Here is a 24074-nt window from a genome sequence, read left to right on the forward strand (position 1 = left end):
CAGTGACTTGAGTCACTGCTTTTTGTAAATCTAGATGGTAGGTTCAGTTATACCCCATTTATTAGGAATAATAAAAAAGCCCGGTTTTACGAGCTTTTCATTTGGTTAATTCCTGTTAATTCAGGTACTGAAAGGCGGTAGACGGATTTGAACCGACGATCAAGCTTTTGCAGAGCCGTGCCTTACCACTTGGCTATACCGCCTCAACGTTTATTATTATACCTTGAAAATCATTTCCCGTCAATAGTTTCTTATTCTAAAATCCAATTTAAGAAAACAGATGATGATTGAGGAAGTGAGAAAAATCTTGTAAAAATCCCGTTCTAAAGAGGGTCAGACTAGAAAATATTTCTTGCAGAAACAAACAAAGAATGTAGAAATTTTGACAAATAGAAGTTTTTTGAGGAAATGCGCCTAAATATTCTGAAAATTCGTTTACTTTTTAAAAAATATATGTTATAATTTCCAATAAGCCTAAATTTTTCAAGAGGAGTTAAAAACATGAAAAAAAGTAGAGTATTTGTTGCAGCAGGAGTTGCTTTATTAGCGGCAGGAGTACTAGCTGCTTGTGGTTCTTCAAAATCATCTGATTCAACAGCGCCAAAAAATTATGGCTATGTTTATTCAGCTGACCCAGAAACGTTGGATTACCTCATTTCAGGGAAACAAAGTACTAAGATTGCCACTTCAAATGGTATCGATGGTCTCTTCACAAACGACAAGTATGGGAATCTAGTCCCTGCAGTTGCAGAAGACTGGTCCGTTTCAAAAGACGGTTTGACTTATACCTACAAGATTCGTAAAGGTGTTAAATGGATGACATCAGATGGTGAAGAGTATGCTGAAGTAACAGCCAAAGACTTTGTAAATGGCTTGAAACACGCAGCTGATAAAAAATCAGAAGCAATTTACCTAGCAGAAAATTCTGTTAAAGGATTGTCTGATTATTTAGCAGGTAATACAAAAGACTTTTCTTCAGTAGGTGTGAAAGCAGTTGATGATTATACTCTTGAGTATACTTTGAACCAACCAGAACCATACTGGAACTCTAAGATGGCCTACGCAATCTTCTGGCCATTGAACGAAGAATTTGAAAAATCAAAAGGATCTGACTTTGCTAAAGCGACTGACCCTACATCATTGCTTTACAATGGTCCGTTCTTACTGAAAGGTTTGACTGCTAAGTCTTCTATTGAGTTCGCTAAGAATGAAAATTACTGGGACAAAGATAATGTTCACATTGATAAAGTAACCCTTGCTTACTATGATGGTTCAGACCAAGAGTCAATTGAACGTAACTTTACAAGTGGAGCTTATAGCTATGCCCGTCTTTATCCAACAAGTTCAAACTACTCTAAAGTAGAAGAAACCTACAAGGAAAATATCTTCTACACCCCATCAGGACCTGGTATTGGTGGTTTGGGTGTGAATATTGACCGCCAAGGTTACAAATACACTTCTAAGACAACTGACGAAGAGAAGACTTCTACTAAGAAAGCCCTTCTTAACAAGGACTTCCGTCAAGCCTTGAACTTTGCCTTTGACCGTACGTCTTATTCAGCTCAAGTAAATGGTAAAGAAGGTGCTCCTCGTGCCGTTCGTAACCTCTTTGTAAAACCAGACTTTGTCTCTGCAGGCGAAAAAACTTTCGGTGACTTGGTAACTGAAAAGATGGCGGCTTACGGTGATGAATGGAAGAATGTAAACTTTGCGGATGGTCAAGATGGACTTTTCAACGCCGATAAAGCCAAAGCCGAATTTGCCAAAGCTAAAACAGCATTGCAAGCAGAAGGTGTGAAATTCCCTATCCACTTGGATATCCCAGTAGACCAAACATCTAAAAACTATATCGCACGTATTCAATCCTTCAAACAATCCGTTGAGACAGTACTTGGAGAAGAAAACGTAGTCATCGATATCCAACAAATCACTACAGATGAACTACAGAATATTACATACTACGCAGCTAGCGCAGCGGCAGAAGATTGGGATCTCTCAGGTGCTGTTGGATGGAACCCTGACTATGAAGATCCATCAACTTACCTTGATATCTTGAAAACAACGAATGCTGAACAAACAAAAACCTATATGGGTTACGAAGGTGCAGATAATGCTGCAGCGGCTCAAGTTGGTTTGAAAGAATACGATAAGTTAGTTGATGAAGCAGGAAAAGAAACAAGTGACTTGAATGTTCGTTATGAAAAATATGCGGCTGCCCAAGCTTGGTTGACAGATAGCTCACTCTTCTTGCCAGCTATGTCATCAAGTGGTGCTGCACCAATCATTTCTCGTGTTGTGCCTTTCTCTGCATCATACAGTCAATCTGGAGATAAGGGCTCAGACGTATACTTTAAGTATATTCAGTTACAAGACAAGGTTGTAACAAAAGCTGATTATGAACAAGCTCGTGAAAAATGGCTCAAAGAGAAAAAAGAATCAAACGAAAAAGTTCAAAAAGAATTGGCTAATCACGTTAAATAAATAACTCTCAAGAGAACTTTCTCTCCATGAGGAGAAGGTTCTTTTGGGATTTTAAAAGGAAACGATATGAAGAAATATATTTTTATGCGTGTATTGCGTTCATTGTTGTCTATTTTCTTGGTGACAACCTTGACATACACAATTATTTATACGATGGTTCCTCGAAAATTGATTTTCAAGCAGGATACCAACTATAACAAGATTGCAACGACGCCGGACAAGCGGGATAATTATGAAAATACCGTTTATGAACGGATGGGTTATATCGAGTACTACGATACCAAAGAGTTGCAAGAAAGAGCGAGCACGATGGACTCATCTGTAACAGTGGATGCCAATGATACCAATAAGGCAATCTATGAAAAATACATCAACCAACTAGGAAATGGTTGGACACTCGGTGTGTTCTCAGAAAGTGGTCAATTCTATGCTACGCGTGAAATTCCAATTTTTGAACGTGTTTTCAAATTCTATGCGAACTTGATTGATATTGATCATCCAAACAAGATTCAAGACCCTGAAAATCCAAACTTGCAACGTTATCTTCGTTTTGAAAATGATCCTGCTATCGGTTGGTCATTGGTTGGTTCAGGTACAAAACATAAATACCTTTTGTATTTCAACAATCAATTCCCATTTATACACCAAAACTTTGTGAACATTAACTTGGGAGATTCTTACCCAACTTATGCAAACACACCAGTGCTTCAAGTTATCACACAAGGTCAGGGACAAACTAAGACATCAGAAGTTCAATTCCCTACAGGTAAAAAGACTTCATCTGTAGATATTTACTCTCGTACCTACAAATCTCCAAGTCAAGCAGACGCGCGTGAAGTAGCCAACTATGGTAAAGACGATCCATATACAGCTACAGAAAGCAATTATCAATACCCATCTATGATTGCAAGTTCAGCTGTTGCTGGTTTGATCGGTTTGATTATTTCGTATGCGATTGCGATTCCACTTGGATCTGCCATGGCTCGCCACAAGAATACTTGGATTGATAGCTTCTCGACAGGTGCTCTTACCTTCTTGCTTGCCCTTCCAACGATTGCCTTGGTTTATATCGTGCGTTTGATTGGCTCATCTATTGGTCTGCCTGATTCATTCCCTATCTTGGGGGCTGGAGATTGGCGTTCATATGTCTTGCCAGCAGTCATTCTAGGTTTGTTGGGTGCGCCAAGTACAGCTATCTGGATTCGTCGTTACATGATCGACTTGCAATCTCAGGACTTTGTACGTTTTGCGCGTGCCAAAGGTTTGTCTGAAAAAGAAATTTCAAATAAACACATCTTTAAAAACGCCATGGTTCCTTTGGTTTCAGGTATTCCTGGTGCCGTAATCGGGGTTATCGGTGGTGCAACATTGACAGAAACAGTCTTTGCTTTCCCAGGTATGGGTAAAATGTTGATTGACTCTGTTAAGGCATCAAATAACTCAATGGTAGTTGGTCTTGTCTTCATCTTCACATGTATTTCTATCTTCTCACTCTTTGTAGGAGATATCTGGATGACCATGCTTGACCCACGTATTAAATTGACAGAGAAAGGAGGCAAATAATGTCAACAATCGATAAAGAAAAATTTCAGTTCGTAAAACGTGACGATTTTGCCTCTGAAACAATTGACGCCCCTGCCTATTCATACTGGGGTTCTGTATTTAGACAATTTCTAAAGAAAAAATCAACAGTCATTATGTTGGGGATTTTGGTTGCCATTATCTTGATGAGTTTTATTTACCCAATGTTCTCAGATTTTGATTTCAACGATGTAAGTAAGGTCAATGACTTCTCTGCTCGTTTTATCAAGCCCAATGCTGAACATTGGTTTGGTACAGATAGCAATGGTAAATCCTTGTTTGATGGGGTTTGGTTTGGTGCGCGTAATTCAATTCTTATCTCTGTAATTGCCACTTTTATCAACCTTGTGATCGGGGTTATTGTTGGTGGAATTTGGGGAATTTCAAAATCTGTAGACCGTGTCATGATGGAAGTTTATAACATTATTTCAAACATTCCATCTCTCTTGATTGTCATTGTCTTGACTTACTCAATCGGTGCTGGTTTCTGGAATCTGATTTTTGCCATGAGTGTGACAACTTGGATTGGGATTGCTTATATGATTCGTATCCAAATCATGCGTTACCGTGACTTGGAATACAATCTTGCTTCCCAAACACTTGGAACACCAACCTTTAAAATCATCGTTAAAAATATCATGCCACAATTGGTATCCGTTATTGTTTCTACGATGACCTTGATGTTGCCAAGCTTCATCTCTTATGAAGCCTTCCTCTCCTTCTTTGGATTGGGATTGCCTGTAACAGTGCCAAGTCTGGGACGCTTGATCTCAGATTACTCACAAAACGTTACGACCAACGCTTACTTATTCTGGATTCCGTTGACAACCTTGATCTTGGTGTCCCTATCTCTCTTCGTTGTTGGTCAAAACCTAGCGGATGCTAGTGATCCACGTACACATAGATAGGAGTAGACATGACAAAAGAAAATAATGTAATTTTGACTGCTCGTGATATTGTCGTGGAATTTGACGTTCGTGACAAAGTTCTGACAGCTATCCGAGGAGTGTCTCTGGACCTGATTGAAGGAGAAGTTCTGGCCTTGGTAGGTGAGTCCGGTTCTGGTAAATCTGTTTTAACAAAAACCTTTACAGGGATGTTAGAAGACAATGGACGTATTGCCCAAGGAAGCATCGACTATCGTGGACAAGACTTGACCGCTCTTACTTCTAACAAGGAATGGGAGAAGATTCGTGGTGCTAAAATTGCGACCATCTTCCAAGATCCTATGACAAGTTTGGACCCAATCAATACAATCGGTAGCCAAATCACTGAAGTTATCGTTAAACACCAAGGAAAAACAGCTAAGGAAGCCAAAGAGATGGCAATCGACTATATGAATAAGGTCGGAATCCCAGATGCTGAAAAACGTTTTGAAGAGTATCCTTTCCAATATTCTGGAGGGATGCGCCAACGTATCGTTATTGCGATTGCCCTTGCCTGTCGTCCAGATATCTTGATCTGTGACGAGCCAACAACGGCCCTTGATGTAACCATTCAAGCGCAAATCATTGATTTGCTTAAAACCTTGCAAAATGAGTACCACTTTACCATTATTTTTATCACCCATGACCTTGGTGTGGTAGCAAGTATTGCCGATAAGGTAGCGGTTATGTATGCTGGTGAAATTGTAGAATATGGAACTGTTGAGGAAGTTTTCTACGACCCACGTCATCCATATACTTGGAGTCTCTTGTCTAGCTTGCCTCAGCTTGCTGATGATAAAGGGGAATTGTACTCTATCCCAGGAACACCACCGTCTCTTTATACTGAGTTGAAAGGTGATGCCTTTGCCCTTCGTTCAGATTATGCGATGCAAATTGACTTTGAACAGAAAGCACCTCAGTTTTCAGTCACGGATACCCACTGGGCTAAGACTTGGTTGCTTCATGAGAATGCTCCTAAAGTTGAAAAACCTGGGGTCATTGCAGATTTGCATGACAAGATTCGTGATAAAATGGGCTTTGCTCATCTAGAAGACTAGGAGGAAGGAAATGTCTGAAAAATTAGTAGAAATTAAAGATTTAGAAATTTCCTTCGGTGAAGGAAGTAAGAAGTTTGTCGCGGTTAAAAACGCCAACTTCTTTATCAACAAGGGAGAAACCTTCTCTCTTGTAGGTGAGTCTGGTAGTGGGAAAACAACCATTGGTCGTGCTATTATTGGTCTAAATAATACTAGTAAAGGTGAAATCATCTTTGATGGTCATAAAATTAATGGGAAAAAATCTCATAAGGAATCATCAGATTTGATCCGTCGCATCCAGATGATTTTCCAGGACCCTGCAGCCAGCTTGAATGAGCGTGCAACAGTTGACTATATCATCTCTGAAGGTCTTTACAACTACCACTTGTTCAAAGACGAAGAAGATCGAAAAGAAAAAGTTCAAAAGATGATTCATGAAGTTGGGCTTTTGAAAGAACACTTGACCCGTTACCCACACGAGTTTTCTGGTGGTCAACGCCAGCGTATCGGGATTGCCCGTGCTCTTGTGATGGAACCTGATTTCGTTATTGCGGATGAGCCAATTTCAGCCTTGGACGTATCAGTGCGTGCGCAAGTCTTAAACTTGCTCAAGAAGTTCCAAAAAGAGTTGGGCTTGACTTATCTCTTTATCGCCCATGACTTGTCAGTTGTTCGCTTTATCTCAGATCGTATCGCGGTTATCTATAAGGGAGTTATCGTCGAAGTTGCGGAGACAGAGGAGTTGTTTAACAATCCTGTCCACCCATATACTCAGGCGCTTCTATCTGCTGTGCCGATTCCAGACCCAATCTTGGAACGCAAGAAAGTCTTGAAAGTTTACGATCCTGACCAACATGACTATGAGACAGACAAGCCATCTATGGTAGAGATTCGTCCAGGTCACTATGTTTGGGCTAACCAAGCGGAACTTGCTCGATACAAAGAAGCTCTTAAAAAATAAACAGACTAGGAGAGGACCGAAAGGTCTTCTCATTTTTTATAGAAAAATTTCCCCTTCTACTAGCTTGTAAAAGGGGAATTGTATTATCATTAGCGTTTAGACCAGGTACGTCTCATAAAGAGTAGCAAAATTGGGTAAATCTCTAAGCGACCTGCAATCATTGCAAAGGAGAGGAGGATTTTAGAGATGGGGCTAAAGATGGCAAAACTCGAGGTCGTACCTAGAATAGGTCCGATATTGTTAAAACAGCTGAAGACAGCACTGGTCACGACTAGAAAATCATTGCTATCAAGACTGACGATAAAGATGAGAGAGAGAATAATCATCATATAGATAGCAAAATATTTAAGAATCTTGTGCTGGGTATCCTTATCAATCACAGTTTTATTGACGTGTAGAGTCAAAACACGGTGAGGGGATAAGATGGACAAAATCTGATTTTTTGCGATTTTAGAGAGGATAAGTCCTCTGATCACCTTAAGACCACCTGCAGTTGAGCCAGCTGATCCACCGATTCCCATGAGGAAGAGGAGGATAAATTGGGAGAAGAGGGGCCAGTTGGTAATATCTCCGTAACCAAAACCTGTTGTCGTGATGATATTGGAAACCTGGAAGAAGGCCATTTCAACACTCTTAGAGACACCTTGATAGAGGTGGAGTGTATTAAGCGTAATCAAGCCTGTAGAAACTAGGACAATGATGATATATGCTCGTAGTTCTTCATCTCCCAAGAAAGCCTTAACCCGACGGAGCATGAGGTAGTAGTAGAGATTGAAGTTAACCCCAAAAACCAGAACTCCGATACTAACTAGGTAGGTGATGAGTGAGCTACCGTAGTGGGCAATTCCGTCGTTATAGACGGTAAAGCCCCCAGTTCCTGCCGTTCCCATAGCGATGACAAAGCTATCAAATAGGGACATACCAGCTAGATAGTAGATGACTACAAAAAGTGAGAAGAGCCCTAAATAAAGCAGATAGAGGATCTGGGCAGTATTTTTTAGTTTGGATACAACCTTACCGAAGACAGGCCCAGGGACCTCAGCCTTCATCACCTCTAAGTGACTATTCTTGGCATTGTCCATAATGGCAAGCGCGAAGACGAGTACCCCCATCCCTCCAATCAAGTGAGTAAAACTTCGCCAGAAGAGGAGGGAACGGCTGAGAACAGAAACGTCGTTCAGAATAGTTGCTCCAGTAGTTGTAAAGCCAGAACTGATTTCAAAGAAGGCATCGATGACACTTGGGATTTGTCCTGAAAAGACAAAGGGAAGCGCTCCAAAGAAAGACCATAGAATCCAACAGAGGGCGACGATTAAGACTCCCTCCTTAGTATAAATTCGCTGATTTTTGGGTTTCCGTAAAATTCCCAAGCTACCAAGAAGTATTAAAATTCCAATTGTTGTAAAGAGAGCTGTAAATACTTGGCTGGATTCTTGATAATAGGTTGCTACGCTAACGGGCACTAGGAGGAGAATCGCCTCAATCAAGAGAAGTTTTGAGAGGAGGTAACGAATCATACTTTTATTCATCTTTTACCTCTCAATCAGATCATAAATCTTGGTGATATTTGGTAATAAGGTCGTCACGAGTAACTGATCTCCTACCTCAAGCCTATCCTCTCCAGTAGGGAAGATTGTTTTTCCTTTTCGGATAATGGCTGCGATGAGAACCCCTTTCTTCAATTTCAGATGTGAAAGAGGTTTGGCAGTCATTTTATTAGCTTCCTTAATTTGGAATTGAAGAGTTTCAATTTGACCGTTTGCTAGATGGTGCATGGCTTGAAGGTCTGAGTATTGAGCGTTTACTCGACCACGGATAAAGTGCATAATGGTATCCACTGCGATGCTTTTAGGTGTGATGATACTTGAAAAATCAGGTGCATGGATAATCTCTAAAAGGCTAGTTCGATTCACCTTAGTGATATTCTTATGGACACCAACACGGTCTAAGAACATAGAGGTAATGATGTTTTCCTCATCAACCCCAGTCAAAGTTGCAACTGCATCATAGTTGGGAGCACTTTCCTCAAGTAAGATATCTTTGGCAGTTCCATCTCCCTGCACAATATAGAGATTTGGAAATTTTTCACTGAAGAGACGAGCTCTCTCAGGATTAATCTCGATAACTTTAGTGTCAATACGGCTATCTTTTAAAATGCCAAGTAGGTAATAAGCAATTTTTCCAGCACCAACGATGAGTAAGCTTTTCACTGCACGTGATTTGAAATAGTTATGGAAGAGCATCATATCCACACGATTCCCAGTAACAAAAATTCTATCTCTATCCTGAATCGTGATATCACCGCTCGGAATCATAAGTTGATGATCTCGTTCCATAGCGCAGACAATGATATTGCCAAATTTTTTACGAAAATCTGAGATTGGCATTTGACAGAGACCACTGGAATCTTTGACAACAAACTCCATCAGGTTGACCCGTCCCCCTGAGAACCGCTCAACTGAGAGTGCATTAGGGAAATCAATGATATTTGAGATAGCACGAGCGGCTAGGAGTTCTGGGTTGACGATAAGTGAGAAACCAAGAATATTTTTCTCTTTGAAATAGGCATTGGAGTATTCAGGATTTCGCACCCGAACGATAGTTTCTTTAGCGCCCATTTTTTTAGCAAGTACTGCTGAAATCATATTCACTTCATCGTGTTCCGTTAGAGCGATAAAGATATCACACTCTTGAACGCCGGCTTGCTCTAAGATAGCAAAGTCTGCTCCATTTCCAAGGAATCCCATGATATCAAAGCGACTGACAATATGATCGAGAACAGCCTCATCTTGTTCGATGAGGACAACGTCGTGTTTTTCTGCAACCAATGAACGACAGAGGGCGAAACCGACTTTCCCTCCACCAACAAGGACAATTTTCATATAAAAACCCTACTTTTTCATGATGTAACTATCATACCCTTTTTTCGCAAAAAATGCACTTGCCAAGCCATTTTAGAGGATAAGAAAAGCCTTTTTTAAGTTTTAAAAGATAAAATTGCTCACCTTTCATAGAAATGTCTATTATATGAAATGATTTCGCTCATTTAATATCCTTTCTCAGAAAAAGAATGACTAAGTATGGAAATATTATCAAAAAAGTAAAAAAATCAAGTCATTTCTATTGACAATGATTCTGAAAGTGTTATACTAAGAAAGTAGTTTCGCTGATTTACTTCAAACCTGTTGTGAGGTAAGTTAACGACGCCTTAACCACGCTGTTTGCTGAGCTTGACTCCGGGCAGTGTGGCTATTTTTTTGCAATGATAAAAGGAAGCCAATTATGACAAATCACATTGTTTTATTTGAACCTCAGATTCCACAAAATACTGGCAACATTGCGCGTACTTGCGCCGCGACCAATTCTCCTCTTCACATCATCAAACCAATGGGATTTCCGATTGATGACCGCAAGATGAAGCGAGCTGGGTTGGATTATTGGGATAAGCTAGAGATTTATTTTTACGACAGTTTGGAAGATTTTATGTCTCAGATGAAGGGTAAACTCTATTTAATTTCAAAATTTGCTGAAAAAGTGTATTCTGAGGTAGATTTATCGACTGACGAAGACCATTATTTTCTCTTTGGACGTGAGGATAAGGGTTTGCCAGAGGACTTTATGCGTGAACATCCAGAGAAAGCTCTCCGTATCCCGATGAATGATGAACATGTCCGCAGTCTCAATGTGTCTAATACCGTCTGCATGATTGTCTACGAAGCCCTTCGCCAGCAGAACTTTGCAGGTCTTGAGCTTGTTCACGTTTATGAAACAGATAAATTGAAATAATCAAAATGCTTGCACTTGCAAGCGTTTTTTGTTATGATTAAAGGGTCTTCAGGGCTGGGTGAGATTCCCGACCGGCGGTGACTTTAACTAGCTATTCTGGCTTACTCTTCGTTGTCTTGTCTCGATATACTCAAGTATTATCTTCGACTGCGACGCCTAGATTAATCCAAAATATCTTAGTTAAAGAAGTCCGCGAGCGCAAGCTGATGTGGTGCGATTCCACAACCGACAGTATAGTCTGGATGGGAGAAGACGAAAGAATGGCTTTGTCTGTTCTGATGAGTTTATAGATGAATTGCAACCGCTTGCTCAAATGAGTGAGAGGGAACTTTTGGGATATAAAAAGTGAGAATAGATAGAGGGATCCTTTCCAACTTCTTCTGATTTTATAGAAAATTGGAGGAACCTGTTATGACAAACACACGTCGAATTTCGACCATTGCGATTTTATCAGCCATTTCATTTGTGCTGATGTACTTTGACTTTCCGCTCTTGCCAGCGGCAACCTTCCTCAAGATCGAGTTTAGTATCTTGCCAGTCCTTGTGGGCTTGGTGGTGATGGATTTGCCAGCTGCACTAGGAATTCTCTTGCTTCGCTCACTCTTGAAGTTGCTTCTGAATAGCCAAGGAGTGAATACCTACATTGGGTTGCCAATGAATATCGTAGCTTTGGGAGTTTTTGTTATCGCCTTTGGTTTGATTTGGAAAAAGGAGCGTAGCACTCTTCGTTTCCTACTAGCATCTCTAGCGGGGACTATCGGATTGACTGTGGCTATGTTGGTACTCAACTATGTCTATGCTGTTCCTTTGTACGCGAAGTTTGCCAACTTTGATATTGGAAAAATTATAGGACTTTCCAATTACCTCATGACCATGGTCTTGCCTTTTAACTTGATTGAGGGTGTAATCTTTGCCGTTTCATTCTGGTTGTTGTACGTCCTCTTGAAACCAACCTTAAAACATTATGAGAGATAAACAAACATTTTTAATGAAGGGCAGTTTTGCCCTTTTACTTTTCGTCCTTCTTGGCTATATGGTCAAGTTTTACCCCGAAACGCTGGTCGGTTTTGACCAACCGATTCAGACAGCTATTCGTGGGGATTTGCCAGATTATTTGACAGTTCTGTTCCGAGCCCTTACACGCCTGATCGATATCCCAGTGATTATCACCTGGGTTGCCATTGCAGCCGTTATCTTTTATCGTAAGCAGTGGAAGATAGAAAGCTACTTCATGGTGGGCAATCTAGCCTTAGCCGGTCTTTTAATCGTGACTTTTAAAAATGTCTACCAGCGACCACGACCAGCTATCTTACATCTAGTCGAGGAGAAGGGATTTTCCTTCCCAAGTGGGCATTCTCTGGCTGTAACTTTGATGGTCGGCACTCTGATTGTCATTCTCAGTCAACGGATGAAAAATCCAGTCTGGAGAAAAATCGTGCAAATCGTGCTGGGTTTCTACCTAGTCAGTGTCCTGGTGTCAAGGGTCTATCTGGGAGTTCACTATCCATCAGATGTCCTTGCTAGTCTCTGTGTAGGCTTGGGAGTCCTGTTTATAGAGTTTCCTTTCTATGATAAGCTCCGCTTCCAATGGCGATTTAAAGGCAAGCAGAAGTGAGATAGGTCTTGCAAGAATGGTAAAAATTTGATAAACTATGTAGTAATTGAATAGGAATCCGCAAGACTAGTAACTCAAGGGAAGTATATCAGGGAGGAGAGCCATGACTGCAAGCTCTCTATATGAAAGCTGAGTGAATTCACTTGCGCATGGATTTAGAAATGAAGGTCTGACTTGTCAGATGAAAACGGATGGTACCGCGTGTCAACGCTCCGAGTGGAGTTTTTGACATGTGGTTTTCTTTTTATCTACGAGCGACTGATGGAGGAATTATGTCAACTATTGAAGAACAATTAAAAGCGCTTCGTGAAGAAACGCTGGCTAGCTTGAAGCAGATTACTGCTGAAAATGAAAAAGAGATGCAAGAATTACGTGTCTCTGTCCTTGGGAAAAAAGGTTCACTGACTGAAATCCTTAAAGGGATGAAGGATGTATCGGCTGAAATGCGCCCTGTCATCGGGAAACACGTCAATGAAGCTCGTGATGTCTTGACGGCTGCCTTTGAAGAAACAGCGAAACTCTTGGAAGAAAAGAAAGTAGCTGCGCAATTAGCTAGCGAGAGTATTGATGTGACGCTTCCAGGTCGCCCAGTTGCGACTGGTCACCGTCACGTTTTAACACAAATCAGTGAAGAAATCGAAGATATTTTCATTGGGATGGGTTACCAAGTCGTGGATGGTTTTGAAGTTGAGCAAGACTACTATAACTTTGAGCGTATGAACCTTCCAAAAGACCACCCAGCCCGTGATATGCAGGATACTTTCTATATCACAGAAGAAATCTTGCTTCGTACTCACACGTCTCCAGTTCAGGCGCGTGCTATGGATGCTCATGATTTTTCAAAAGGTCCTTTGAAAATGATCTCACCAGGACGTGTGTTCCGTCGTGATACGGACGATGCAACCCACAGTCACCAGTTCCACCAAATCGAAGGCTTGGTTGTTGGGAAAAATATCTCTATGGCAGACCTTCAAGGAACGCTTCAGTTGATTGTGCAAAAAATGTTTGGTGAAGAGCGTCAGATCCGTCTGCGTCCATCTTACTTCCCATTCACAGAGCCATCTGTTGAGGTGGATGTTTCCTGCTTCAAGTGTGGTGGAGATGGCTGTAACGTATGTAAGAAAACAGGTTGGATCGAAATCATGGGTGCTGGTATGGTTCACCCACGTGTCCTTGAGATGAGTGGTATCGATGCGACAGTATACTCTGGTTTTGCCTTTGGCCTTGGACAAGAGCGTGTAGCTATGCTCCGTTATGGTATCAACGATATCCGTGGCTTCTACCAAGGAGATGTCCGCTTCTCAGAACAGTTTAAATAATGATTAGAAAAGTAGAAATCGCAGATGTTGGACTGTTGGCTAAAATTGCCAAACAAACCTTTCGTGAAACATTTGCTCATGATAATACGGAAGAGCAGTTACAGGAATACTTTGAAGAGGCTTATAGTCTGAAAACTTTGTCAACTGAGTTGGGAAATCCTGACTCTGAAACCTATTTCATTATGCATGAAGAGGAGATAGCTGGTTTTCTCAAAGTCAACTGGGGAAGTGCTCAAACTGAGAGAGAATTAGAGGACGCTTTTGAAATTCAACGTCTCTATGTGCTACAAAAATTCCAAGGATTTGGACTTGGTAAGCAGCTTTTTGAATTTGCTCTGGAACTTGCTACAAAAAATAGTTTTTCCTGGGCTTGGCTAGGTGTTTGGGAGCATAATACAAAAGCTCAAGCGTTTTATAATCGATATGGTTTTGAAAAATTTAGCCAACATCATTTTATGGTTGGTCAAAAAGTAGATACGGATTGGTTACTGAAAAAGAAATTAAGGTAAGAAGATGATTCTTCTATTGAAATGATAGGAAAGGAAAAGAACCAGAGTGGCAACTGTCATTCTGGAGAACTAAATTATGTTAGTATCTTATAAATGGTTAAAAGAGTTGGTGGACATTGATGTGCCATCACAAGAGTTGGCTGAAAAAATGTCAACCACAGGAATCGAGGTAGAAGGTGTCGAATCGCCTGCTGCTGGTCTCTCAAAAATTGTCGTCGGTGAGGTCTTGTCTTGCGAAGATGTGCCAGAAACTCACCTTCATGTTTGTCAAGTTAACGTTGGCGAAGAAGAAACTCGTCAAATCGTTTGTGGTGCACCGAATGTCCGTGCTGGTATCAAGGTTATGGTGGCTCTTCCAGGTGCCCGCATCGCAGATAACTACAAAATCAAAAAAGGTAAAATCCGTGGCTTAGAGTCACTAGGGATGATCTGTTCACTTGGTGAATTGGGGATTTCTGACTCCGTTGTTCCAAAGGAATTCGCAGATGGCATCCAAATCTTGCCAGAAGATGCAGTACCAGGTGAGGAGGTATTCTCATATCTAGACTTGGATGATGAAATCATCGAACTTTCAATCACCCCTAACCGTGCGGACGCCCTTTCTATGCGTGGAGTGGCTCACGAAGTAGCAGCTATCTATGACAAGGCAGTTAGCTTTAAAGAATTCAGTTTAACAGAAACAAATGAAAGTGCAGCAGATGCTCTTTCTGTAGGGATTGAAACAGATAAGGCGCCATACTATGCGGCCCGTATCTTGGACAATGTGACCATCGCACCAAGTCCACAGTGGTTACAAAATCTCCTCATGAACGAAGGTATCCGTCCCATCAATAATGTGGTCGACGTGACCAACTATATCCTACTCTACTTTGGTCAGCCTATGCATGCCTTTGACTTGGATACCTTTGAAGGGACTGACATCCGTGTACGTGAAGCGCGTGCTGGTGAAAAATTGGTGACCTTGGATGGTGAAGAACGTGACTTGGAAACAAATGATTTAGTGATCACTGTCGCAGACAAACCAGTAGCCCTTGCAGGTGTTATGGGCGGAGAGGCTACAGAAATCTCTGAAAAATCTAGTCGTGTTGTCCTTGAAGCTGCTGTTTTCAATGGCAAATCCATCCGCAAGACTAGCGGACGCCTCAACCTTCGTTCGGAATCCTCTTCTCGCTTTGAAAAAGGGATCAACGTGGCAACTGTTAACGAAGCCCTTGATGCGGCGGCTAGCATGATTGCTGATCTTGCAGGTGCGACAGTGCGTAAGGGCATCGTTTCAGCAGGAGAGCTTGATACTTCAGATGTGGAAGTTTCTTCGACTCTTGCAGATGTTAACCGCGTCCTTGGTACAGAACTTTCCTATGCTGATGTGGAAGATGTCTTCCGTCGTCTTGGCTTTGGCCTTTCTGGCAATGCAGAAAGCTTTACAGTCAGCGTCCCCCGTCGTCGTTGGGATATTACCATCGAAGCAGACCTCTTTGAAGAAATCGCTCGTATCTATGGATATGACCGCTTGCCAGCCAGTCTTCCAAAAGACGATGGTACAGCTGGTGAATTGACTGCGACACAAAAATTGCGTCGCCAAGTTCGTACCATCGCTGAAGGAGCAGGTTTGACAGAGATTATTACCTACGCTCTGACCACGCCTGAAAAAGCAGTTGAGTTCACAGCTCAACCAAGTAACCTTACAGAACTCATGTGGCCAATGACAGTGGACCGTTCTGTCCTCCGTCAAAATATGGTCTCAGGTATCCTTGATACCGTTGCCTACAACGTGGCTCGTAAGAACAAAAACTTGGCTCTTTACGAGATTGGAAAAGTCTTTGAACAAACAGGCAATCCAAAAGAAGATCTACCAAACGAGATCAATAGTTTTGCCTTTGCCTTAACCGGCTTGGTTGCAGAAAAAGATTTCCAAACGGCAGCAGTTCCAGTTGATTTCTTCTATGCTAAGGGAATCCTTGAAGCCCTCTTTACTCGCTTGGGACTAGAAGTGACCTATGCAGCAACAGCTGAGATTGCAAGTCTACATCCAGGACGTACGGCCGTGATTTCACTTGGCGACCAAGTTCTTGGTTTCCTTGGCCAAGTGCATCCAGTTACTGCCAAGGCTTATGATATCCCAGAAACTTATGTAGCGGAGCTCAACCTTTCAGCCATTGAAGCTGCCCTTCAACCAGCTGCTCCATTTGTGGAAATCACCAAATTCCCAGCAGTCAGCCGTGACGTGGCCCTACTCCTCAAGGCAGAAGTCACTCATCAAGAAGTTGTAGATGCTATCCGATCTGCCGGCGTGAAACGATTGACAGATATCAAACTCTTTGACGTCTTCTCAGGCGAAAAACTGGGAGTTGGCATGAAGTCAATGGCCTATAGCTTGACCTTCCAAAATCCAGAAGACAGCTTAACGGACGAAGAAGTCGCACGCTACATGGAAAAAATCCAAGCATCACTCGAAGAAAAAGTGAATGCAGAAGTGCGTTAAAGCATCAATCCATCCTTCGGGGTGGATTTTTAGTTTCAAAAGGACAGTTCAGAATAGAAAAGCGATAGTTGAGGAGGGAGCTATCTCAGAAAGTCTTTAATGAGTTATACTAAAGCTATCACTGAAATACTTAAAATTTATTAGAGAAAGGATACTTTTGCTACTTATAATCTGATAAAATGGACATAAATCGTTGTAAAGGCTATCAAAAAGGAGTATAATAAGTGCAACATATTTCGGAGGTGGAAAATGCTAGAAGTAAGAAATCTAGAGAAAAGTTTCGGTTCCAAGCAAGTCTTGTTTGGTGTCGATTTTCAGGCAAGTCCAGGACGAATTTTGGGACTGGTCGGGAAGAATGGTGCTGGGAAAACAACGATTTTCCACAGTATGTTGAAATTTTTAGAGTATCAAGGAGAGATCAGTCTGGATGGGCAGGAAATTCGTCAGGAAACCTATGCTCGGATTGGCTATCTGCCTGAGGAACGCAGTCTCATGCCCAAGCTGACAGTCCTTGAGCAAGTTCGCTACTTGGCGACTCTAAAAAGCATGGATGCTAAGGAAGTCAAGGAAAAACTCCCTCAATGGATGGAAAAATTGGAAGTGAAGGGCAAATTGACCGACAAAATCAAGAGCCTCTCTAAAGGGAATCAACAGAAAATTCAGTTGATCATCACCCTGATCCATGAGCCAGACTTGATCATCCTGGATGAGCCTTTTAGTGGTTTGGATCCAGTTAATACCGAGTTACTCAAACAAGTCATCTTGAAAGAGAAAGAGCGCGGTGCAATCATTATCTTTTCTGACCATGTTATGACCAACGTTGAGGAACTTTGCGATGATATCCTGATGATTCGAGATGGCCGAGTGGTCTTGCATGGACCTGTTCAGGATGTTCGCAATCAATACGGGAAAACACGTCTTTTTGTTTCAAGTGAACGAAGCAAGGAAGAATTGGAAAAACTTCCTCACGTCAAACAGGTGAGCTTGACCAAGCAAGGCAGTTGGAAATTGATCCTCGATGATGAGAGCGCTGGAAGGGAACTCTTCCCAATCCTCACTCAAGGTCAATACATCGCGACCTTTGACCAACAAGCTCCAACAATCGATGAAATCTTTAAACTAGAATCAGGGGTGGAAGTATGAGAAATATGTGGGTTGTAATGAAGGAAACCTATCTTCGACATGTCAAGTCGTGGAGTTTCTTCTTTATGGTGATTTCGCCGTTCTTTTTTATCGCTCTAACTGGAGGAATTAGCTATCTCCAAGGCTCTTCTATGGCCAAGAATAGCAAGATAGCAGTAGTAACAACGGTGCCATCTGTGGAAGAAGGGCTCAAGGGTACCAATGGTATCAACTTTGATTACAAGGATGAAGCCAGTGCTCAAGCTGCTATCAAGGATGAGAAAATCAAGGGATACCTAACCATTGACCAAGAGGACAGCGTCCTCAAGGCCGTTTATCACGGTGAAACTTCTCTTGAAACAGGCATCAAACTAGCAGTAACCAATAAGCTAAACGAACTGCAATATCAACTCAATCGTTCGGCAGCCAATTTGTCTCAAGAACAGGAACAACGCTTGAGTCAAACCGTTGATTTTACTGAGAAGATTGATGAATCTAAGGAAAACAAAAAAATTGTTCAAACCATTGCGGCCGCAGGGCTTGGTTTCTTCCTTTATATGATTTTGATTACCTATGCTAGTGTCACTGCTCAGGAAGTAGCTAGCGAGAAAGGAACCAAAATCATGGAGGTGGTCTTCTCTAGTATCCGAGCTAGTCATTATTTCTACGCTCGCATGCTGGCTTTGCTTCTTGTGATTTTGACTCATATTGGCATTTACGTCGTGGGTGGGCTGGCTGCCATTCTGCTCTTTAAGGACCTACCAATCTTGGCACAATCTGGTATTTTAAACCATATAGGAGAGGCCTTCTCGCTCAATACCTTATTGTTTGTCTTGGTTAGCCTCTTTATGTACGTTGTTTTAGCAGCCTTCCTAGGCTCTATGGTTTCTCGCCCTGAGGATTCAGGAAAGGCCTTGTCGCCATTGATGATCTTGATTATAGCAGGATTTGTCGGTGTGACTTCTCTAGGTGCTGCTGGGGATAATTTAGTTCTGAAAATTGGTTCCTTTATTCCTTTCATCTCGACCTTCTTTATGCCATTTAGAGCTATAAATGGGTATGCAAGTGGTCTAGAAGCTTGGATTTCGCTTGCCATAACGGTTGTTTTTGCAATCACTGCAACAGCCTTTATCGGGCGCATGTATGCTAGTCTAGTCCTTCAAACAGATGATTTGGGAATCTGGAAAACCTTTAAACGTGCCTTAGCTTATAAATAGGAGAGCCTCGCAAAAGCGAGGTTTTTCTAGATGTTAAACACTGAAATCGGCAAAAATATTTTTCATATCTATTGACTTTTAGTAGTAAAATTTGGTATGATAGTAGACGGTATTGTTTACCCCATTTGTAAGGCCCCGGAACCTTTCAAATACCTCGCGGACCGGAACATCCGCCCTGTAAACAAAAACGATATTCATATAGGAGAAATCATGAACAAAACTACATTCATGGCTAAACCAGGCCAAGTAGAACGCAAATGGTACGTTGTTGACGCAACTGATGTACCTCTTGGACGCCTTTCAGCAGTTGTTGCTAGCGTACTTCGCGGAAAAAACAAACCAACATTCACACCACACACTGATACAGGTGACTTCGTAATCGTTATCAATGCTGAAAAAGTTAAATTGACTGGTAAAAAAGCAACTGATAAGATCTACTACACCCACTCAAACCACCCAGGTGGATTGAAACAAATCTCTGCTGGTGAACTTCGTTCTAAAAATGCAGTACGTTTGATCGAAAAATCAGTTAAAGGTATGCTTCCACACAATACTCTTGGCCGCGCTCAAGGTATGAAATTGAAAGTATTCGTTGGAGCTGAGCACACTCACGCTGCACAACAACCAGAAGTTCTTGATATTTCAGGACTTATCTAAGGAAAGGAACAATAAAGTATGTCACAAGCACAATATGCAGGTACTGGACGTCGTAAAAACGCTGTTGCACGCGTTCGCCTTGTTCCAGGAACTGGTAAAATCACTGTTAACAAAAAAGATGTTGAAGAGTACATCCCACACGCTGACCTTCGTCTTGTTATCAACCAACCATTTGCAGTTACTTCAACTGTAGGTTCATACGACGTTTTCGTTAACGTTGTAGGTGGTGGATACGCTGGTCAATCAGGAGCTATCCGTCACGGTATCGCTCGTGCCCTTCTTCAAGTAGACCCAGACTTCCGCGATTCATTGAAACGCGCAGGACTTCTTACACGTGACTCACGTAAAGTTGAGCGTAAGAAACCAGGTCTTAAGAAAGCTCGTAAAGCATCACAATTCTCAAAACGTTAATCAATACGATTATATCAACGTTTCGAAGCACTCAAGAGTTTACCTCATGGGTGCTTTTTTTATGTTTTTTGAAAAAGTTCACCTCAAAGTTCACCTTATTTTCACCTTATTGTTTTAGAGACTTTAAAGCAAATTCACCTACTGTCATAGGAACTACATTAGAGGTATTTACATAAATTTGAGTTGTGCCTGTGTCACTGTGCGTTAGTGCTTCAGAAATAGCTTTGATAGATATTCTAACCTGTTTGGCTGGTGTGGTGCCTTGAATATTATGCTTATTCATAGTATTTTGTGTTATAATGTAGAAACTATACAGAAAATAAAAGAATCTCTTTAAATTCTGTAAATTTCACTTTGTGTAAACATGAGAAAATGTTGAATGTAGATAATGATGGGAGATGATTTACAATGATTAGTTTAGAACTGTTGTCTGAAGCAAATAGTCTAGACGTCTATTCTTTTGAAAAAGAAAATCGAGAGTATTTTGAACGAAATTTACCTCCTAGACCAGCTAACTATTTTGATTTAGAAGGTTTTAAAGAAATTACAAGGGAATTGTTAACGGAACAAAGGAATCGTGATGTCTATATGCATCTTATTGGAGATTCGCAAGGCGTTATGGTCGGGAGAATCAATTTAAGTGTCTTAGATGGTGATCGGAAAACAGCAGAACTTGGGTATAGAATTGGGGAAAATGTTAACAATTTAGGTTATGCCAGCGAAGCGGTTAAACTCGTTTTAGAAAAAGCCTTCACGACTTATGGTTTTAATAGAATCATTGCAGGAACGGCAACAGGTAATCTAGCCTCTCAGAGGGTGCTTTTAAAAAATGGCTTCACCTTTAGTAGGGTTATAGAAAATGACTTACAAATTCATAATGAGTGGGTTCATACAGCAGTATTTGAGATAAGGAGACCATAATATCATCAATTCCGGTCTATTAACAAGGTTAATGGAGGCATCAATCTTTCCAGACATTTAAGAATTTACTCTTGGATGTCTTTTTTTGTTCAAAATAGATAAGTGTTGCTGTTTAAACTTGATTTTCCCAGTGGACAATCGTCCACTTTTTTTATATAATAAAACTAAACCGAATTGGTTGAATTTTGAATATGTAAGTTCAACCGTCGATTTGTCTTTCTAAGGGAGATAATGTCCATTAAAGCATCACACTAGGAGGTGAATCATGTACCAACCAGAAAAACTTAAGGCTCGGAGAAAAGAGTTAAAATTGACACAGAAGGAAGTTGCAGAGGAGTTGGGGATTAGTTTTCAGGCTTATTCGGCTTGGGAACGCGGGGTCAAGGAACCATCCAAGGAGAAGGTTGCTCAGCTAGAGAAGATTTTAAAAGTCGCAAAAGGCTATTTCACCCAGATAGAGATTGTCCGTCTCTACAATAGCCTCTCCAAGCAAAGGAAGGAAAAGGTTGTTCTCTATGCTCGCAATCTGGCTCAAGAGGAACAGGCTCAGAAAGTGACGACCATGCCAGAGCGTCTCTACGAGTACCGTGTCTATGAACGCATGTCAGCAGGGATTGGGGCTTCGATCTACGATGACCGAAATTTTGATACGGTCTACTTTAATGAAGAACTAGCCCATGATTTTGCGTCCTGGGTCTCTGGGGATTCCATGGAACCTAAATATCAAAATGGTTCTGTGGCTCTGATTCGGGAAACAGGATTTGATTATGATGGGGCTGTTTATGCAGTGGTCTGCAACAACCAGACCTATATCAAACGGGTCTATCGTGAGGAAGATGGCTTGCGTCTGGTCTCTATCAATCCCAAATACGAGGATATTTTCATCTCCTATGAGGAAGATCCTCGGATTGTAGGGATTATCGTTGGGAACTTTGTGCCAATGGAGGGCTAGCCTATGGGCTACTTTGATTATTCCAGAGAGCCCGAAAGTGATATTGCCTTTGTCGATATGAAATCCTTTTATGCCAGTGTTGAGTGTGTGAAAAGGGGTTTGCATCCGCTGAAGACCTCGCTTTGTGTCATGAGTCGCGCGGATAATTCAACTGGTCTGATCCTAGCCTCCTCTCCCATGTTTAAGAAGATTTTTGGCAAGTCAAATGTTGGCCGGGCCTATGATCTGCCCTTTGATATCAAGACCCGCAAATTTTCCTATTACAATGCCAGGAAGCAAGGATTGCCTACAGATTCAGACTATATGCGTTATATCGAAGATTGGGCACAAGTCACCTTGATTGTCCCTCCTCGGATGGACGAGTATATAGCGGTCAATATGGAAATCCAGCGAATCTTTCAAAACTATGGTAGTCCAGAGGATATTTATCCTTACTCTATCGATGAGGGCTTTATCGATTTAACCAGTTCGCTCAACTATTTCATCCCAGACAAGCAGATTTCTCGCAAAGACAAGCTGGATATGCTTTCTGCTCGTATCCAGAGAGATATTTGGAGGCAGATAGGGATCTACTCTACGGTGGGTATGTCCAATGCCAATCCCTTACTAGCCAAGTTGGCTCTGGATAATGAGGCCAAGCACATCCCGACCATGAGGGCCAACTGGTCTTATCAGGATGTGGAAGAGAAGGTCTGGGCCATTCCCAAGATGACGGATTTTTGGGGGATTGGCAGGCGGATGGAGAAACGCTTGCATGCTCTGGGGATTTTTTCCATCAAGGAATTGGCAACCAGCAATCCAGACCAGCTAAAGAAAGCTCTCGGTCAGGCTGGCCTGCGTTTGTGGTTTCATGCTAACGGGATTGACGAGAGCAATGTTCATAAGCCCTATAAAGCTAAGTCCCAAGGTTTGGGAAATTCTCAAATCTTGCCGAGAGACTACGTGAAGTTACGGGATATCGAAATTATTCTCCGAGAAATGGCAGAGCAGGTGGCTATTAGACTGAGAAGGGCGGGCAAGAAAACAACCCTTGTCTCTATCTATCTTGGTTTCTCTAAACAGGAGGTTAGGCCGTCTATTCACACACAAATGAAGGTCGAACCTACCAATAATACGGCTATCTTAACGGATTATGTTTTGAAGCTATTTCATAATAAATACACTTCTGGGGCGGTCAGAAGTGTCGGAGTCAACTATTCAGGATTTGTGGACGATTCCTTTGGTTTGATTTCCCTCTTTGATGATGTTGACAAGTTAGAAAAAGAAGAAAGGCTCCAGACGGCCATTGACTCCATTCGGGAACAATTTGGCTTCACTTCTCTCCTAAAGGCCAATGCACTGGAAGAAGCCTCTAGGAGTCTTGCCAGAAGCAAGCTGATTGGTGGGCATTCTGCTGGAGGATTAGATGGATTACAATGATTGATCGTTCTTATTTACCTTTTCAATCTGCACGAGACTATCAAGATCCAGGGATGCAGAAGTGGATGGGCTTTTTCCTCTCGGAGCATACCAGCTCGCTTGGTGACGAAAAAAATCGTGTTGATTTTTCGACGAATTTGAATTCAGTTGAGAAGCTACTCTTGCTTTCTCAGCTTTATGTTGGTCAATTGAAGGGATGTTTTGTTGTCAAGGAAAGAAAGCAAAAAACGACAATCATCGGTGAGGTGAGCGAATTATCACCTAAAACTCTATATATTAGGACAAATGAGGGATATAGGCTGATAGAACTTACAGACATCCTCGAAATTCGACTGTGGGAGGAGGGAGTTTATGACTAGAAAAGAGCTGTATGAAAACAAACTGCAGATGGATTATTTTTCAGATAATTATATCCGTTTTGAAGAGGATTTCCAAAAATACTCTGCCATGAATGTTCCCTTGACTTTTTTGATCGATGATATCCTACGAACCATGGCAATGAATCAGAAGAACTACTTCGTCTTAAACAAGGAAAATGCCAAGGATGGGCGGGAGCATCGCTTTTATTTTAGGGTAGTGACAGAAAAAGAGTGCCCTAGAAATCGAACCTATGCATATGCTGGAGTCGAGAATACTGACCAACAGCTCTATTTTGGTTGAAAGGATACGTTTAAAAAG

At 41.6% G+C, this 24074-nt stretch carries 22 protein-coding genes, 1 tRNA gene and 1 riboswitch; of the genes, 20 read left to right on the plus strand and 3 right to left on the minus strand.

The window, feature by feature from the left end:
- Nucleotides 1-132: 132 nt before the first annotated feature.
- Nucleotides 133-203: transfer RNA gene (locus I2H52_RS08545), tRNA-Cys, on the minus strand.
- A 298-nt stretch (nucleotides 204-501) separates the two neighbouring features.
- Between I2H52_RS08545 and I2H52_RS08550 the strand changes: the two genes are divergently transcribed.
- From I2H52_RS08550 to I2H52_RS08570, 5 genes are all read left to right on the plus strand, one after another.
- On the plus strand, nucleotides 502-2481 hold the full coding sequence (locus I2H52_RS08550) for a peptide ABC transporter substrate-binding protein (RefSeq protein WP_195595015.1): 1980 nt from the start codon (nucleotides 502-504) through the stop codon (nucleotides 2479-2481).
- A gap of 66 nt (nucleotides 2482-2547) precedes the next feature.
- Complete coding sequence (locus tag I2H52_RS08555) at nucleotides 2548-4044, plus strand: ABC transporter permease (protein ID WP_195595017.1); 1497 nt, start codon at nucleotides 2548-2550, stop codon at nucleotides 4042-4044.
- Nucleotides 4044-4970, plus strand: a complete 927-nt coding sequence (gene oppC, locus I2H52_RS08560) for an oligopeptide ABC transporter permease OppC (RefSeq protein WP_007522372.1) — start codon at nucleotides 4044-4046, stop codon at nucleotides 4968-4970. The genes I2H52_RS08555 and oppC overlap by 1 nt, the downstream gene beginning before the upstream one ends.
- An 8-nt stretch (nucleotides 4971-4978) precedes the next feature.
- The gene (locus tag I2H52_RS08565; RefSeq protein WP_049479470.1) at nucleotides 4979-6046 is read left to right on the plus strand and encodes an ABC transporter ATP-binding protein; all 1068 of its coding nucleotides are present in this window, start codon (nucleotides 4979-4981) and stop codon (nucleotides 6044-6046) included.
- A gap of 10 nt (nucleotides 6047-6056) precedes the next feature.
- Entirely contained in the window at nucleotides 6057-6986 is a 930-nt protein-coding gene (locus I2H52_RS08570; RefSeq protein ID WP_001291306.1) for an ATP-binding cassette domain-containing protein, read from the plus strand.
- A gap of 89 nt (nucleotides 6987-7075) precedes the next feature.
- On the opposite strand, the gene I2H52_RS08575 is transcribed toward I2H52_RS08570, so the two are convergent.
- Both I2H52_RS08575 and trkA read right to left on the minus strand, forming a co-directional pair.
- On the minus strand, nucleotides 7076-8515 hold the full coding sequence (locus tag I2H52_RS08575; protein ID WP_195595019.1) for a TrkH family potassium uptake protein: 1440 nt from the start codon (nucleotides 8513-8515) through the stop codon (nucleotides 7076-7078).
- A 3-nt stretch (nucleotides 8516-8518) separates the two neighbouring features.
- Nucleotides 8519-9868, minus strand: coding sequence for a Trk system potassium transporter TrkA (gene trkA, locus I2H52_RS08580; RefSeq protein WP_045616467.1), 1350 nt, complete (start codon nucleotides 9866-9868; stop codon nucleotides 8519-8521).
- Between the two features lie 400 nt (nucleotides 9869-10268).
- On the opposite strand from trkA, the gene I2H52_RS08585 reads away from it, so the two are divergent.
- The 15 genes from I2H52_RS08585 to I2H52_RS08660 all read left to right on the plus strand — a co-directional run bounded on the left by I2H52_RS08585 (nucleotide 10269) and on the right by I2H52_RS08660 (nucleotide 24056).
- Complete coding sequence (locus I2H52_RS08585) at nucleotides 10269-10772, plus strand: tRNA (cytidine(34)-2'-O)-methyltransferase (protein WP_045616466.1); 504 nt, start codon at nucleotides 10269-10271, stop codon at nucleotides 10770-10772.
- A 40-nt stretch (nucleotides 10773-10812) separates the two neighbouring features.
- Nucleotides 10813-11030, plus strand: a riboswitch (FMN riboswitch).
- A 153-nt stretch (nucleotides 11031-11183) separates the two neighbouring features.
- The gene (locus I2H52_RS08590) at nucleotides 11184-11747 is read left to right on the plus strand and encodes an ECF transporter S component (protein ID WP_045616465.1); all 564 of its coding nucleotides are present in this window, start codon (nucleotides 11184-11186) and stop codon (nucleotides 11745-11747) included.
- Nucleotides 11737-12387, plus strand: a complete 651-nt coding sequence (locus I2H52_RS08595) for a phosphatase PAP2 family protein (RefSeq protein WP_045616464.1) — start codon at nucleotides 11737-11739, stop codon at nucleotides 12385-12387. Before I2H52_RS08590 ends, I2H52_RS08595 begins: the two co-directional genes overlap by 11 nt.
- Before the next feature lie 272 nt (nucleotides 12388-12659).
- Complete coding sequence (pheS, locus tag I2H52_RS08600) at nucleotides 12660-13706, plus strand: phenylalanine--tRNA ligase subunit alpha (RefSeq protein WP_195595021.1); 1047 nt, start codon at nucleotides 12660-12662, stop codon at nucleotides 13704-13706.
- Nucleotides 13706-14215, plus strand: a complete 510-nt coding sequence (locus I2H52_RS08605; protein ID WP_195595023.1) for a GNAT family N-acetyltransferase — start codon at nucleotides 13706-13708, stop codon at nucleotides 14213-14215. The genes pheS and I2H52_RS08605 overlap by 1 nt, the downstream gene beginning before the upstream one ends.
- 76 nt (nucleotides 14216-14291) lie before the next feature.
- Entirely contained in the window at nucleotides 14292-16697 is a 2406-nt protein-coding gene (gene pheT, locus I2H52_RS08610) for a phenylalanine--tRNA ligase subunit beta (RefSeq protein WP_195595024.1), read from the plus strand.
- A gap of 249 nt (nucleotides 16698-16946) precedes the next feature.
- The gene (locus I2H52_RS08615; RefSeq protein WP_049520608.1) at nucleotides 16947-17840 is read left to right on the plus strand and encodes an ABC transporter ATP-binding protein; all 894 of its coding nucleotides are present in this window, start codon (nucleotides 16947-16949) and stop codon (nucleotides 17838-17840) included.
- On the plus strand, nucleotides 17837-19036 hold the full coding sequence (locus I2H52_RS08620; RefSeq protein WP_001245389.1) for an ABC transporter permease: 1200 nt from the start codon (nucleotides 17837-17839) through the stop codon (nucleotides 19034-19036). Before I2H52_RS08615 ends, I2H52_RS08620 begins: the two co-directional genes overlap by 4 nt.
- A 210-nt stretch (nucleotides 19037-19246) precedes the next feature.
- Nucleotides 19247-19693 carry a 50S ribosomal protein L13 gene (rplM, locus tag I2H52_RS08625; protein ID WP_001044624.1) on the plus strand — a complete coding sequence of 149 codons (447 nt, stop codon included), beginning with the start codon at nucleotides 19247-19249 and terminating at the stop codon, nucleotides 19691-19693.
- Between the two features lie 18 nt (nucleotides 19694-19711).
- Nucleotides 19712-20104, plus strand: coding sequence for a 30S ribosomal protein S9 (gene rpsI / locus I2H52_RS08630; RefSeq protein WP_000075973.1), 393 nt, complete (start codon nucleotides 19712-19714; stop codon nucleotides 20102-20104).
- A gap of 408 nt (nucleotides 20105-20512) precedes the next feature.
- On the plus strand, nucleotides 20513-21025 hold the full coding sequence (locus I2H52_RS08640) for a GNAT family N-acetyltransferase (RefSeq protein ID WP_195595028.1): 513 nt from the start codon (nucleotides 20513-20515) through the stop codon (nucleotides 21023-21025).
- A gap of 265 nt (nucleotides 21026-21290) precedes the next feature.
- A complete protein-coding gene (locus I2H52_RS08645) occupies nucleotides 21291-21977 on the plus strand; it encodes an XRE family transcriptional regulator (protein ID WP_195595030.1) in 687 nt (228 codons plus the stop codon).
- Between the two features lie 3 nt (nucleotides 21978-21980).
- The gene (locus tag I2H52_RS08650; RefSeq protein WP_195595032.1) at nucleotides 21981-23396 is read left to right on the plus strand and encodes a Y-family DNA polymerase; all 1416 of its coding nucleotides are present in this window, start codon (nucleotides 21981-21983) and stop codon (nucleotides 23394-23396) included.
- Nucleotides 23393-23755 carry a hypothetical protein gene (locus tag I2H52_RS08655; RefSeq protein WP_045616428.1) on the plus strand — a complete coding sequence of 121 codons (363 nt, stop codon included), beginning with the start codon at nucleotides 23393-23395 and terminating at the stop codon, nucleotides 23753-23755. Before I2H52_RS08650 ends, I2H52_RS08655 begins: the two co-directional genes overlap by 4 nt.
- Nucleotides 23748-24056: a DUF5960 family protein gene (locus I2H52_RS08660; RefSeq protein WP_045616427.1), complete on the plus strand. Its 309-nt coding sequence runs from the start codon at nucleotides 23748-23750 to the stop codon at nucleotides 24054-24056. The genes I2H52_RS08655 and I2H52_RS08660 overlap by 8 nt, the downstream gene beginning before the upstream one ends.
- Nucleotides 24057-24074 lie beyond the last annotated feature (18 nt).

The organism is Streptococcus oralis (genome assembly GCF_015561235.1).
GTDB lineage: Bacteria > Bacillota > Bacilli > Lactobacillales > Streptococcaceae > Streptococcus > Streptococcus oralis_BK.